We start from the raw sequence: 13520 nt of genomic DNA, 5'->3' as shown, positions 1-13520 counted from the left end.
TTGGTATGGGCTTTCAGCCGGTATTCCTACCCGATTGCCGATCCTCGCTCGCCGCTTGTATGCGCTGCAGTCCGATTTAGCCCATTTGAATTCGAGTACGGCTTCATTTCCACACCTGTAGTCCGAAAACGCCTGCTTGCAGCGGCTAACGGCTTGCTTTCCCTACCTGTAGTCCGAAAACGCCTGCTTGCAGCGGCTAACGGCTGCCTTTCCCCTCCTGTAGTCCGAAAACGCCTGCTTGCAGCGGCTAACGGCTGCCTTTCCCCTCCTGTAGTCCGAAAACGCCTGCTTGCAGCGGGTATTTTGCTCGGGACATCTATGAATCCGTTCTCCAAGCCGGTAAAATCGGACTCCAGCGTAACGCGAGCCTCAATTCCTTGCTCCAAGCGGGCGTTTTCGGACTCCAGCATATCGGGGAGACTTATTGGCAGCGTAAGGATAAACGTTCATGCCCCTCGGTCACAGGCTGCGATGAAAGCTCCTCGGTGATCGCGCATTTTCGAAAAAAGGCTTTACGGACCTTCACCAGACCGACGTGTTTACAGGACATACTCTCTGGTGTGACAAGCATGGCATCCCCCAACACCCTATCAATCTTCAAAAAAAATCGCCGCGCATCTGCACGGCGATTTCTCTTTGTTTATTATGTTATCCGTCAATGGTCGCCAGCAATTTTAAAAGCCGCTTTGGCGCGCTCAAGCCGTATCCTTCGCGGATCAGCTCCCCCAACTCGCGCCAATCGTCCTCCTCGGCATAACGCAGCGATACCCATCCGTGCTGCCCGATATACGGCGTCTTGAAAAACTTCCCTTCCTGCAGCAGCAAAAATTGCTGCGTCGTCTTCGCCGTCTTGATCGAAATCGACGCATCGCCTTGTTCGCTCTCGCCCAGAATGACAAATGTTTTGCCGTTTACGCGAAACGAGGTGTGCCCGAAGCCGTCGATAACTTCTACCGCTTCGGGCAAACGCGCGATAATTTCCCTGACGCGGCAAAGCATGTCCAATCCGGATTCCGATTGCAGGTTAAAATCGTGGCTCATCGCTCAAGTACCTCCCGCTTCATTCGTTCCAATATGCATTCGACGAATATGATCCATATTCCTCCATATATGCGTATTATTTCATGAACGAAGCAAGGCACGATAACGCTCCCTCAGCTCACGGCTAGGAGGCGGAGCGAATTTTTCCGCCGAGCATTTTGCCGACGCCGAGCACGGTGCATTCAAGCGGCAGCTCAGGCAGGTGGAACGGAACGCCCGTATCCATTTGCAGCCGTTGGCTGAGCCCCTGAAGCAAAGCTCCGCCTCCGCAAAGCGTGATGCCTCGCTCGATAAGATCCCCCGCCAGCTCGGGCGGACATTTTTCCAGCGTAATGCGAATCGATTCCGTGATCGAAGTCAGGAACGGCTCGAGCAGCTCGAATATTTCGTCGGCGCAAAGCGAAATGCTGCGAGGAAGGCCTTGCACCAAATCGCGCCCCTTCACGTCGATCCGCAAGTCTTGCTCGGGCAGAACGGCGGATGCGATTTTAACTTTGATATCCTCTGCGGTCCGCTGACCGATTTCCAGACTGTACGCCTTTTTCACATATTCGATAATATCCTGATCGATCGACATGCCGCCTCTGCGTACCGCATGGCTGACGACAATACCGCCGAGCGAAATGACCGCTACCTGACTCGTCCCTCCGCCGATGTCGAGAATCATGCTGCCCGTTGGTTCGTTTACCGGCAATCCCGCCCCCCAAGCGGCGGCCAACGGCTCGTCGATGACGATCGCTTTGCGCGCCCCTTTGTGAATAACCGTCTCCTCTACCGCGCGGCGCTGCACGTTCGTAATCCCGCATGGAACGGCGATACAAATTTGTGTCCCGCGAAAAAATAGTCTGGACGCTTGTATTTTGCCGATAAAATGCTTCAGCATCGCCGAGGTGACGTCGAAATTTGCGATTACCCCGTCCTTCAGCGGATGAACGACCTCCAAGCTGCCCGGCGTCCTGCCGATCATCGCCTCCGCCTCCGTACCGATTGCGGCGATTTTGCCGGTTTCCGTATGTATGGCTACGACGGACGGCTCCTGAAGTACGATTCCTTTGCCTGCCTGGTATATTAGTGTATTCGACGTACCCAAATCGACGCCGAAAAGCTGATCGAATCCTTTAAACATAAAGTCGTTCCCCTTTCGTAAACGGTTTACTGACACGCTTACGTATACTAATTCTCAGCCGGCCTCCCTTTTCTGGGGGCATAAACGCTACCAAATTCTTCTTTTTTCTCAACTTTTACGCAAAAACCGACATTTTTCGATCGATGCCCACTGAAAAAGGCCTACTCCTTCGAATGTTATACTATTCGTCCTATCCCTCAAGAATATCGGGATTTATAAAATAAGCTTTGAAAGAGGGTGAATGCAGCCTTGAAAGCATCCGATTCGATCATCCGCACCAAATGGAAGCAATGGGAGAAATCCGTCAGCAAGTTGATTTCCGATAGGAACGACAAGTCGGAGCAAGATTACGGCGTCCAGCTCGAGCCGGATACATACGAACAGTGCGTCCGTCTGGCGGATCAGCACGGCGTTTCCGTCGATGCGATCGTCAACCACGCCTTGGAGCAATACATTGCCGGAAGGCCGAACCAATATCAGGGACGCTCGACGATCGAGCGATTGGACAAAAATCCGATCTTCCATCTCGACGCCTTAATCGGCAGCAAAAACAATATGAACGATGGTGACTATAGATATGAATGACATGCTTAACGACGCTTTTCATCAAGCCGTTTTTTTGGACGAAACCGCACTGAAGGCATTCATGAATCCGGAGGATCCGAATTACTTGAAGGCACGCAGCGTGTTCCACGAATTGGACGATATGGAGCGCCTTCTGGTCACGACGAACGTCGTCATATTCGATACGCATCAATGGTTGAAAAAAGCGAGCAGCTACACCGAGGCGGAATTTTTCATCAATACGATCGACAAAGCCGTAGCTTTGGACAAGCTGATGATCATTCCGGGCTCCTCGACGACCGAGAAGGAATCTAGACAGCTTCTGATCGACTGTCCGCAGTTCGAGTTTTCGCTAAGCGAAGCGATGACGGCGGTCGTGATGATTACGCATCAAATCAAACGCATCTTTACGTTTAACCGGAGCTATTCGGCGCTTCCGCAAATGTTCACCGAAATCAAAATTATTCCGAGCTGGTAATAAACGTTCTAATAGACACAAAGGAGCCAAGCGATTCGTTCGCTTAGCTCCTTTTTATTGGGTAACGCAGACCTTATGCACGATAACTTATGTATAACAACCTTACAGCAAGAACTTCCAAAGCAGCCAGCTGATTAACGCGGAAGCCCAGGAAACGAAGCCGAAAATGACGACAAGCTTATTTTCGCTCCAGCCGTATTTCAAAATGAAGTGATAATGGATCGGCGCCATTTTGAAAATGCGCAGCTTCGTCTTTTTGTAATACCACACCTGAAGCATGACGGACAGCTGCTCCGCCAAGTACACCGAAAACAATATCGGAATCAAGATTTCCACCTTCTCGATAATGGCGAGAAATGACAGCGAGCCGCCGATCGCAAGCGAGCCGGTATCCCCCATGAAAGCGCGTGCGGGATGAATATTGTAAATGAATAAGCCGAGCAGGCAAGCGACCATGACAAGCGAGAAGGTTTTCACTTCCACCGATTCGGAAATGACGAAGAAAAACATATAGCTCGGAATCGCAACATTGATGAGCAAGCCGTCCAAACCGTCGGTAAAATTGATCGCGTTGGCGGTGCCTACGATAAACAGCGTCATCACGATAAAATAGACGATCGGAAAAAGCGGGATGTGCAAATCGCCGATTACCGATATATCAGCGCTTAAATCAAACGCCTCGAACAAAACGTACAGCAGAAGTCCGGTTATCGGAAACTGAAGCAGCAGCTTCGTGCGGCTGGCGATCCCGTTCGGATCCTGGTAGGCCGCCTTCTTGAAATCGTCCATAAAACCAACCGCGCCGAAAAGCAAAAACGCAGCGCACAGGAACACGGTCATCGGACTCGGATGAGCCGTCAGCGTCGTGCCGACTCCGGTAAACAGGACAAGCCCCGCCATCAGCGGCGTCCCTTTTTTGGCCTGAATATCGGCGTACATCTCTACCCGTATCGGCTGCGTGAGCTTTAGCGTCCGCAAGCCCCAAATCAAAAACGGCGTCAGCAGCGCGACGATCAAAAAAGAAAACATCGAAATGCCGAATATAGAATCGAGCATAATATCCCCTTATTCCGAAATGGTTTGTGCGAAAACCGTCATTTATAACCTAGTAAACGACGTCGGAGGCCTATGCTAGTATACGACAATAGGAAGGACAAATATGCCTCTCATTTTCCATGGCGCGCGGCAAGCCCCCGAAATTGGACAGCCGGAGGCTTCGTTACTTCCCATTCGCTATTCCCTCACCATGGCAGACGCTCCTAATAAAGAATAACACAACAAAGAGGCGGCAAACCTGATAATATCCTAATCATTCCCTAATAAAAGCATGAGCGATCCGTTCGATTTTCGAGTCATTTCCCGATCTTCGCGGCCCGCTGAAGCCGTTCCAAGGCCAAATCGGCCAACAGCGCCAGCAGCGCCGCCGGAATGGCTCCCGCATACAGACGGGCGGAATTATTCATGTTAATGCCCGAATAAATTTCCCGCCCCAGGCCGTCTCCCCCGACTAAAGGCGCAATCGTCGCGACGCCGATGGCGATGACCGCCGCAATTCGAATACCCGTCAGCATAAAAGGCAAAGCAAGCGGAAGCTGCACCTGGACCATCATTTGCAGCGGGCTCATGCCTACTCCCCGCCCCGCTTCCACGAGAGCAGGATTAACCTGCGTCAGCCCTACATACGTATTGCGGATGATTGGCAGCAAGGAGTACAAGAACAACCCGATAACTACGGTCGTGGTTCCCAGGCCGAAGACGACCATGATGAGCACGAGCAGCGCCAAACTTGGAAACACCTGAATGACGTTGGCCGCGGTAAGAATGACAGGCGCAAGCCTGCGGCTCCGCGACGCCAAAACGCCTAGCGGAATCCCGACCGCCAAGGCCAGCAGAAGACCGATCACCACCATCGATATATGCTGAAAGGTCAGTACGAGCAGATCGGTCCAATTCTCGCCGACATAACGCAGGAACAAATCCATGGGATCCCTCCTTTACTGCAGCAGCCCGATTTTTTTGAGATACTGCTCCGCGACTTTTTTCTCGTTCCGTTTGTTAACGTCTACTTCGTAGTTCAGCTCGATCATCGTTTGCGCATCGATCTTGCCGACGAGTAGGCCGATGATTTCGTTTAATTCGGGATATTTCTCGAGCACGTCCTTGCGGATCACAGGCGAGGCGTCGTAAGGCGGGAAAAACTGCTTGTCGTCCTGGAGCGTTGTAAGCTCGTATTCTTTGAGCCGCGCATCCGTCGAATAGGCCAGCACAATATCCATGCTTTTGCTTGCGACGGCGTTGTAGACGAGCGCGATCTCCATCGGGAACGTCTGGCCGAACGTAATGCCGTACGCCTTCTGGAAGGCCGGATACCCGTCGCTTTCCCGCACGAGCCACGTCGTATCCATCCCCAGCTTCATCGAGCCGGCCAATGGCTTCACATCCGAAATTTTCTCCAAACGATGCTGCTCCGCCAAATCCTTGCGCACCGTAAAAGCATACGTGTTTTCGAATCCGAACGAATCGAACCACTTTAAACCGAAAAACTTGTCGAAGCCCGTCTGCGCTTGCTCCAGCACCTTGCGGCGGTCCTTCGTAGGTTCGAAAGGAAAATAGTTGTCGAAAAGCATGCCCGAGTACAAGGTCGCCATCTGGATATCGTTGTTCTTCATCGCATCAAGCACGACGGGACTTGCCGCAAGATCCGGCATAACCTTGACCTTGAGATCGGTACGGTCTTCGATAAGTGCACGATACATGTGGGCGATGATTTTCGGCTCGGAAAAGGTTTGTGTGCCGATCCGTATCGTATTGCCCGCGCCGCAGCCGGACAATGCAGCAGCCAAGATTACGGCAGCAATCGCCGGCGCGATCAGGCGTATTCGATTTCTCATTGGCTATCCCTCCGTCCGGCGACTACACCGTATTGGATGCCGGCGCGGTTCTTGTTTTGGCCGTTACCCATTTCTCGCCCGCTCCCAGTATGAAATCCGCAGCGAGCGCCAAAAGCACGGCCAAGCAAGCTCCGGTAACGATCAGCTCTTTCTTGTTTACCCCCAGCCCGGAAAAAATTAGCTGCCCGAGCCCTCCTGCACCTATAAGGGTCGCAAGCGTCGCCCAGCTGATAATATACACCGTGGTTACCCGAATGCCGGACATGATGTAGGGAAAAGCAAGCGGAAGCTGGATTTGCAGCAGCCTCTGCGCTCTGCCGTATCCCATTCCGCGTGCGGCTTCCAGCACGTTCGGATCGACGCTGCGAAATCCCGAGTAAGTGTTCCGCATGATCGGCATGAGCGAATACAAAAACAAGGCGAATATCGCGGGCGTCCGGCCGATTCCGAGCAGCGGAATCAAGATGGCCAGCAGAGCGAGACTGGGTACGGTCTGCAAAATGTTGGCTATGGTGAAGACCGCACTGTTCAACCATCCCTTGCGGCTGCCGGCCAGCATTATGCCGATCGGAATCGCCACGACCGCGCCAAACAGAATCGATAAGAAAGAAATCGTAATATGCTCGCCCAGTGCGGACCATATTTCGGACTGCTTGCTTTGGATGTAATCCACATAGCCGATCCACCACTCCATCATGCATGTCCACCTTCCTGCCAAGCTTGCGTTTCTTCTTCAGCCGCCTCTTGCTCCTTCGCTTTTTCCGCTTCCTCGAGCTCCTCCAAGCTTTTCTCCTCCGGATTGTATACGTCGGCCAAATGCCGCACCACGCTGCCTTTGGTAACCAATCCTACGAGTTGTCCGCCGCGGACGACCGGCACGTACGGCAAACGATGCTCGTTCATCAGTGCAAGCGCAAGCGCCATCGACGATCCGGATTCGACGACATGCGCAAACGGCTGCATCACGTCCGCAAGCTTAATATTTTCCTCACTGTACCGGTTCAGCACGCGAAAAATGGAAGCATGTCCGAGCAGCTCCTTATTTTTGCCCACGACAATTAACGAGTCGACGCGATGCCTCTCCATAAACATGACGGCTTCCGCCATGCCGCGGTTCGGCGAAGCGGTTACGGGATGCACGGACATGACTTCGTCCACCGTGAGGTCGAGATCCACCGTTTCCGCCTGCAGCCGTTTTTTGCCGATAAAGCTTCTCACGAATTCATTGGCGGGATGCCGTAAAATATGCTCGGGCGTCCCCTTCTGCACCACTTCGCCGCTCTTCATCAGGACGATCGTATCGGCTATTTTTATCGCTTCGTCCATGTCGTGCGTAACGAAAACGATCGTTTTCTTCAGCTCCTGCTGCAGCCGGACCAGCTCGTCCTGGAGCTGCTCCCTGCTGATCGGATCGAGCGCGCTGAACGGCTCGTCGAACAAGATGACGTCCGGCTCCGCCGCAAGCGCCCGAATGACGCCGACCCGCTGCTGCTGGCCGCCGCTTAATTCGGACGGATAACGGCTCCGGTAAATCTCCGGATCGAGATTCACCATATGCAAAAGCTCGTCGACCTTCCGCTCGGTCTCAGCCTTGTCCCTCTTAAGCAAATTCGGGACGACGGCGACGTTTTTGGCGATCGACATATGCGGGAACAAGCCGACATTTTGAATGACATACCCGATGCTTCTTCTAAGCGCGACCGGATCGATCTGGGAAATATCGCGGTTTCCGACGAAAATTTTCCCTTTGGTCGGATTAATCAGCCGGTTGATATGCTTCATCAAGGTCGATTTTCCGCAGCCGCTCGGTCCGATGAGGACGGTCAATTCCCCTTTGGCAAACTCGAGATTGATGTCCTTCAGCGCTTCAAATCCGTCGTCATATGTTTTATTGACATGCTCGAAACGAATCATGATTTCAGCCCCTTACGAATCCCTGCTTCTTCCTCTTCTTAGACTGTCCGAATCGAAACGCAATCATGCCGGATAAGCGTGTTTTTGCATGCCCGTATCGATGATCAACGTTGATCTTGCTTTAGCCGCTTGGTCCAAAAGCCGCCGCGAAAAGCACGCGGTTCATACGAGATGACGAAAGCTCTAGGTGCAATCTCTTGAATCAGCTTCAGGAGATGTTTTTCCAAACTGCGCTTGGTCAGCACCTCCATAACTAGGCGAGGCCCGTCTCTCCCCTCCGCCAGCCAATTCGTCACCCCAAACCCTCGCTCCCTTAATAGGGCGGGCAATGAACTGCTTCCGTCCGATTCGACGACGATCTGCAATGTCGAGTAGCCGAGCGCGAGCCATTCCTCTATTTTGATGCCGAGCCAAACGCCTCCCCCCCAGCCAACGCAATACGCCGCCAAATTCAACGGCTTGTCGATATTGCTCAGTACGATATTCAAACCCATCAAATAGGCGAAAACCTCGAACATGCTGATGAAGGAAGCGAGCAGCCTTCTCGATTTCATCACCAGTATGATGCGGATCGTAAAAAGCGATACGTACACGATGTTCATCACGATGATGGTCAGGACGGTCTCCAGTCCGTTCATGCCGATTAGTCCTCCCGCCGCAAATGCCAGGCATAGGCCGTAGCATTTTGCCGATCGCTTAATCCCCGATTTTATTCGACATATTTCCCTATCTCTTCATTTGCTATTCCTTAGCCTCCTTATCGAAAGGCAGCCAAGAGCATGGAATCCCTTACAAAAAGCCAGGCACGGGCAGCCGCCAAAATATCCAGCAGATTCCCCTTGAAAACTCGGACATTAATAGGTAAATTTCTACTATGTGTTCATGTTCAAAAAGACGACCTATCGGCACCTGGAAGGTTCGTTGAGAGCTTAACGGGAAGGAAAGGACAAACCCCGCCATGAATTTTCAACAGTTCGCCGCTATGATTCCGGTCTTCGAGCAGATCGAATCCAGCCGCATATCGCAAACTATCGATTATAACGCGAGCCGCCATGTGCTGATCGTCGTCCTCCAAGGCCATGTTACCGTCTCAACGCCGGAGCTTGAGCCTGTCGTCGTGACGCAAGCGTTCGCCTGCCATCCGCAGCACGGTCCTTTCGAAATTCTCGTTCCGAGAACGAAGGACGCCGAATATATCGTTCTCGCCTACCGCGTGCTTCCGGAGAACAGCATTTGGACGTTATTCGGTCCTCTTCGCACCCACAGCGAGGTGAAAATCAAATACATGCTGGACGAGCTTGTGCGCACGACTTTGGAAATCGATACTTATACCGCAGAAGAAGAGGCCGCACAGCAAGTCAGGAAGCGGATGATCATGGAAAGAATCTTGTTCATCTTTCTGTACGAAACGCAGATGACGCAAGTGGACAAGTCTTCCGCCGCTTCGATTGAGGAAACCGTCTCCTATATCCAAGAGCATTACATGCTGAAGCTGACCCTTCCGATGCTGGCTCAGCGGGCCGGTATGAGCGAGGGACATTACACCGTTCTGTTCAAGCAGCTGACCGGAGCGACGCTGACCCGCTATTTGCGCGGAATCCGGATCGATAAGGCCAAGGAGATGTTCAGGCAAACCGCGCTGCCCGCCAAGGATATCGCGCAAAGAGCCGGATTCGCGGACTATTTTCATTTCAGCAGGGTGTTCAAGCAAGAAGTCGGCTGCTCGCCTACCGATTATTTGAGGAGCCTATCCAAAATCTAAAAAAATAACATGTCGAATCGTTGAATTAGATATGTTCCGCAAATAAAAATACGGCTAAAATTCTACTGAGAATAATTATTATTATCAGGGGGAAGAAATCACATGTTTCAAGGAATGAAACGTACGTTCAGCATTTTGATTATGCTCGTTTTTGCCATAAGTCTTGCCGCTTGCGGCCAGTCGGCCGATAAAGGAGCGGGTACGGCCGCCGGCAGCGCGTCGCCGTCCGCGTCGCTTTCCGCCTCGCCGGGAAGCGGTAAAATAACGGTCGAGGATGCGACCGGAACCGTCACGCTCGATAAAGCGCCGGAACGCATCGTGACGATGGATTTCAGCTTCACCGACATGCTGATTACGCTTGGAGTCCAGCCGATAGGTATTGCGGATGACAATAGTCCAGATCTGTTCATGGACGCCGTCAAAAGCCAGCTGAAAACTTATACCTCCGTCGGATCCCGCTACGAGCCGAATATCGAATTGATCAGCTCGCTGAAGCCCGATCTCATTATCGCAGATATTAATAAGCATAAGAATGCGCTGACGCAGCTGAAATCGATCGCGCCGATTCTCGTGCTGAACGACTTCCAAGCGGACTACGATCAAATGCTGAAAAACTTCGCCATCGTAGCCAAAGCGACAGGCAAAGAAGAAGCCGGTACGAAGCGTCTTCAGGAGCATCAAGCCAAAATGGACGAAGCGAAGAAAAAAATCAAAAACACCAAGCTGACGATTTTGCCGGCCGTTGTTAATCCGAAAGGATTTTTCGGACATTCCGACCATTCCTACTCCGGCTCCATGCTGAAGATGCTCGGCTTCGAGGATCCCGTCAAAAACAATGCGGCATACCCGGAGCTCACATTGGAGCAGCTTGTCGAAACGAATCCGCAGGCGATGTTCCTGATGCCTACCGAGAAAGTGACAATCGTAAATCAATGGGAAAGCAATCCGTTGTGGAAAAAAATCGACGCGGTCGCAAACAACAAAGTGTTTACGGTTGAAAGACGCGACTGGTCGCTTTCGCGAGGCATGCTCGGCTCCGAGAAAATCGCCGAAGATATCGTGAAGCAGCTGGGAGAAAAATAAATATGGAGCATCGCGTTTCCTTGGAAAAGCAGAGCCGGACACGGCTTCTGCTCTTCCATTTTTCCGTTTCGATCGCGCTGCTCCTCGTCGGTATGCTGATCAGCGTAAAGTGGGGACAAGCCCAAGTTTCCTGGCGCACCTTGTTCGAAGCGTTAACTTATCAAGCCCAAGATAAAACACACTTGTATATTCAAACGCTGCGCCTCCCCCGCACCTTGACTGCGTGTATAGTCGGCATTTTGCTTGCGCTGGCGGGGCTGCTGACGCAGCTTGCAACCAAAAACCCGCTCGCTTCGCCGCATATTTTCGGCATTAATGCAGGCGCGTCACTGGCCGTTGTATTCGGCCTGCTGCTGGCGGATTTATCGCTTTTCGGCTCCATGCTGCTCGCTTTTGTCGGAGCCGCGGGAGGAGCTTTGCTTGTTTGGTCACTGACCGGCGGAGGCGGCAAGCAATATGTCCGTCTGGCGCTCGCCGGCATTACGGTTCATTTTTTGCTGTCTTCCTTGACGGAAGGCATTATTATCATGAACCAGTATTCGACGGAAAGCATGATCTTCTGGCTCGTCGGCTCCGTCAGTCAGGCGGGCTGGCCGGAAGTGCGGATGATCTTGCCGTTTTTCATTGGCGGCCTGATCGTTCTCGTCTTCATGATCCCGTCATTCCGCCTGCTTCTGCTCGATGACGAGATTGCGGCGGGATTAGGCCAGCGGGTCGCGATAGTCAGAGCCGTAAGCTTGCTGCTGGTCATCATTCTGGCCGGCTCTTCCGTAGCCATTTGCGGTCCGATCGGCTTCGTTTGCCTGATCGTTCCTCATATAGCGCGGGCGCTGGTCGGCAGCAGATTGACCGTTCTCATCCCGCTTACCGGCCTGCTCGGCGGCGTGCTGCTTGTGTATGCGGATCTGCTCAGCAGGATGATCGCATTCCCGTTCGAATCGCCGGTCGGGATCATGACGGCCGCGATCGGCGGGCCGTTCTTCATTTATTTGGCCCGTAAGAAAGGCGGTGCCAAGCAGCAATGAAAAAACCGATCGCGATAATTGCCGCTTTCTCCGTTATGATCGTGCTGATCGTCGTATCGGTTTGCGTGGGCGCCGTTTCGGTCCCTTTGCATGAAATCGGTCCAAGTCTGTTATATAAAAGCAGTCCGTCCTACTTTATCGTACACGAGGTTCGTTTGCCGCGGATCATCGTAGCCGTCTTGGCCGGCTTCGGCCTGGCCGTCGGCGGCGTCATACTCCAGGGCCTGGTGCGTAATCCGCTCGCCAGCCCCGACGTAATCGGCATTACGAAAGGAGCCGGGCTGGCTGCGGCGGCGGTTATTTTTCTGTTTCCCAAAGCGCCGGGGTACACGATACCTGTTGCGGCCTTTGCCGGAGCGCTTGCGGCTTTTTTCATCTTAATTTTGCTCAGTCGAAGGCTCACGTTAAGTCCGGCGGCGCTTGCATTAGTCGGCGTCGCGATGGGCGCCGTCTTTCAGGCAGGAACGCAGTACCTGATCGTTACGAATCCGACCAACATCAACATGGCGCTGCTATGGTTATCGGGCAGCCTTTGGAGCCGGGGATGGAGAGAAGTTTTTTCCCTCCTGCCTTGGATCGCCGTCCTGCTGCCCGTCGCATGGGGTTGCTTTGCGAAGCTGAACGTTTTTATGCTGGGGGATGAATCGGCCGTTTCGCTGGGCTTGAACATCGTCCGTGAGCGATTCTGGCTTCTCCTGCTGGCGGTAGCGCTCGCAGGCATCTCCGTATCGGCGGTCGGCGCCATTGGCTTCGTCGGCTTGATCGCTCCGCATATCGCAAGGAGCATCGTCGGCAGCAGACATCAGTGGCTGATTCCGCTCGCCGCGCTGATCGGAGCCGATCTTATGCTGCTCGGCGATTGTCTCGGACGCACCGTCATCATTCCGCGCGAGGTGCCGGTCGGCATCATGACGGCGATCATCGGCGCACCGTATTTCGTTTACTTGCTGCGTAAAGCTCGTACGGGGAATCTTCGCTGATAAAACCGGGAAAGCTTCGATCGAACACGCATATTGTAATTTCCCTCAAAAGCGATTACGATTGAAATCGTCGGTCGTCTCGTAACAGATAAAAGAAAAAAAGCCGGCTCACAGCCGGCTTTTCGTCATCTATTTAGGAGGTTGCCATGATTTTGCACAAGGGAGAAACGCTGTTCCGCCAAGGGGATTCGGGTCCGCTATACCACGTGAAAAGCGGTCTGCTGAAAATCGTACGTCTCCATGAAGACGGCAGTACGTTTCTGGTCAACGTCATTATACCGGGCGAAACGATCCCGCATCATTCCTTAATCAGCCCGAAGCCTTACCACGGCACGGCAGTTGCGCTCGTTTCCTGCGAAATCGAACCGATATCGGCTTCGGCCTGGTATGCGGAATTGGAGCGGGATCCCGTCAAATGCCGTGAAATCGCGCTACAGCTGCAGGATAAGCTGCGGATGATGCAGCAGCGGATCGATCAGCTGACTGAGGTAACGCCTGCCGAGAAGCTGCGCAAGCTGCAAAAGTGGTTTCATTCCTTCATCGGCCCGTCATCGTTGACGGAGGTGCTTACGCAGGAAGAAATCGGCCAGCTCATCGGACTTCGGCGCGAGACCGTAAACCGGCTGCTGCGTGCCCAACCGCCGGCCGAATAAAAG

The 13520-nt window shown here is 53.0% G+C and carries 16 protein-coding genes; 7 read left to right on the top strand and 9 right to left on the bottom strand.

Annotation, left to right across the window (positions count from 1 at the left end; genetic code table 11):
* Window positions 1-26: 26 nt before the first annotated feature.
* From DQG23_RS41800 to mreB, 3 genes are all read right to left on the bottom strand, one after another.
* Window positions 27-410 (bottom strand): hypothetical protein, encoded by a 384-nt coding sequence (locus DQG23_RS41800; RefSeq protein ID WP_146762297.1) that lies wholly within the window; start codon window positions 408-410, stop codon window positions 27-29.
* Between the two features lie 238 nt (window positions 411-648).
* Complete coding sequence (locus DQG23_RS12895) at window positions 649-1041, bottom strand: MmcQ/YjbR family DNA-binding protein (RefSeq protein WP_113031261.1); 393 nt, start codon at window positions 1039-1041, stop codon at window positions 649-651.
* 124 nt (window positions 1042-1165) lie between these two features.
* On the bottom strand, window positions 1166-2167 hold the full coding sequence (mreB, locus tag DQG23_RS12890) for a rod shape-determining protein (protein ID WP_113031260.1): 1002 nt from the start codon (window positions 2165-2167) through the stop codon (window positions 1166-1168).
* 249 nt (window positions 2168-2416) lie between these two features.
* On the opposite strand from mreB, the gene DQG23_RS12885 reads away from it, so the two are divergent.
* Together DQG23_RS12885 and DQG23_RS12880 are read left to right on the top strand one after the other, a co-directional pair.
* Complete coding sequence (locus tag DQG23_RS12885) at window positions 2417-2752, top strand: hypothetical protein (protein WP_113031259.1); 336 nt, start codon at window positions 2417-2419, stop codon at window positions 2750-2752.
* Window positions 2745-3209 (top strand): hypothetical protein, encoded by a 465-nt coding sequence (locus DQG23_RS12880; RefSeq protein WP_113031258.1) that lies wholly within the window; start codon window positions 2745-2747, stop codon window positions 3207-3209. The genes DQG23_RS12885 and DQG23_RS12880 overlap by 8 nt, the downstream gene beginning before the upstream one ends.
* A 102-nt stretch (window positions 3210-3311) precedes the next feature.
* On the opposite strand, the gene mraY is transcribed toward DQG23_RS12880, so the two are convergent.
* The 6 genes from mraY to DQG23_RS12850 all read right to left on the bottom strand — a co-directional run bounded on the left by mraY (window position 3312) and on the right by DQG23_RS12850 (window position 8652).
* Window positions 3312-4265, bottom strand: a complete 954-nt coding sequence (mraY, locus tag DQG23_RS12875; RefSeq protein ID WP_113031257.1) for a phospho-N-acetylmuramoyl-pentapeptide-transferase — start codon at window positions 4263-4265, stop codon at window positions 3312-3314.
* Between the two features lie 296 nt (window positions 4266-4561).
* Entirely contained in the window at window positions 4562-5191 is a 630-nt protein-coding gene (locus DQG23_RS12870; protein WP_113031256.1) for an ABC transporter permease, read from the bottom strand.
* Between the two features lie 12 nt (window positions 5192-5203).
* Window positions 5204-6100 (bottom strand): glycine betaine ABC transporter substrate-binding protein, encoded by an 897-nt coding sequence (locus DQG23_RS12865; protein WP_113031255.1) that lies wholly within the window; start codon window positions 6098-6100, stop codon window positions 5204-5206.
* A gap of 22 nt (window positions 6101-6122) precedes the next feature.
* Entirely contained in the window at window positions 6123-6794 is a 672-nt protein-coding gene (locus tag DQG23_RS12860) for an ABC transporter permease (protein ID WP_113031384.1), read from the bottom strand.
* Window positions 6794-8014, bottom strand: coding sequence for a betaine/proline/choline family ABC transporter ATP-binding protein (locus DQG23_RS12855; protein WP_113031254.1), 1221 nt, complete (start codon window positions 8012-8014; stop codon window positions 6794-6796). Before DQG23_RS12855 ends, DQG23_RS12860 begins: the two co-directional genes overlap by 1 nt.
* A gap of 104 nt (window positions 8015-8118) precedes the next feature.
* Complete coding sequence (locus DQG23_RS12850) at window positions 8119-8652, bottom strand: DUF2179 domain-containing protein (protein ID WP_113031253.1); 534 nt, start codon at window positions 8650-8652, stop codon at window positions 8119-8121.
* Window positions 8653-8972: 320 nt separating this feature from the next.
* Here DQG23_RS12850 and DQG23_RS12845 point away from each other — a divergent pair, with 320 nt between their 5' ends.
* The 5 genes from DQG23_RS12845 to DQG23_RS12825 all read left to right on the top strand — a co-directional run bounded on the left by DQG23_RS12845 (window position 8973) and on the right by DQG23_RS12825 (window position 13517).
* Window positions 8973-9776, top strand: coding sequence for a helix-turn-helix domain-containing protein (locus DQG23_RS12845; protein ID WP_113031252.1), 804 nt, complete (start codon window positions 8973-8975; stop codon window positions 9774-9776).
* Window positions 9777-9878: 102 nt separating this feature from the next.
* Window positions 9879-10859 (top strand): ABC transporter substrate-binding protein, encoded by a 981-nt coding sequence (locus tag DQG23_RS12840; protein WP_113031251.1) that lies wholly within the window; start codon window positions 9879-9881, stop codon window positions 10857-10859.
* Window positions 10860-10861: 2 nt separating this feature from the next.
* On the top strand, window positions 10862-11884 hold the full coding sequence (locus DQG23_RS12835; protein WP_113031250.1) for a FecCD family ABC transporter permease: 1023 nt from the start codon (window positions 10862-10864) through the stop codon (window positions 11882-11884).
* Window positions 11881-12864 (top strand): FecCD family ABC transporter permease, encoded by a 984-nt coding sequence (locus DQG23_RS12830; RefSeq protein ID WP_113031249.1) that lies wholly within the window; start codon window positions 11881-11883, stop codon window positions 12862-12864. Before DQG23_RS12835 ends, DQG23_RS12830 begins: the two co-directional genes overlap by 4 nt.
* Before the next feature lie 146 nt (window positions 12865-13010).
* Window positions 13011-13517, top strand: coding sequence for a Crp/Fnr family transcriptional regulator (locus DQG23_RS12825; protein WP_113031248.1), 507 nt, complete (start codon window positions 13011-13013; stop codon window positions 13515-13517).
* Window positions 13518-13520: the final 3 nt, after the last annotated feature.

Source organism: Paenibacillus contaminans, from assembly GCF_003285015.1.
Taxonomy (GTDB): domain Bacteria; phylum Bacillota; class Bacilli; order Paenibacillales; family NBRC-103111; genus Paenibacillus_V; species Paenibacillus_V contaminans.
The sequence above is the reverse complement of the archived record's forward strand: the minus strand, read 5'-3'. Positions and strand labels throughout refer to the sequence as shown.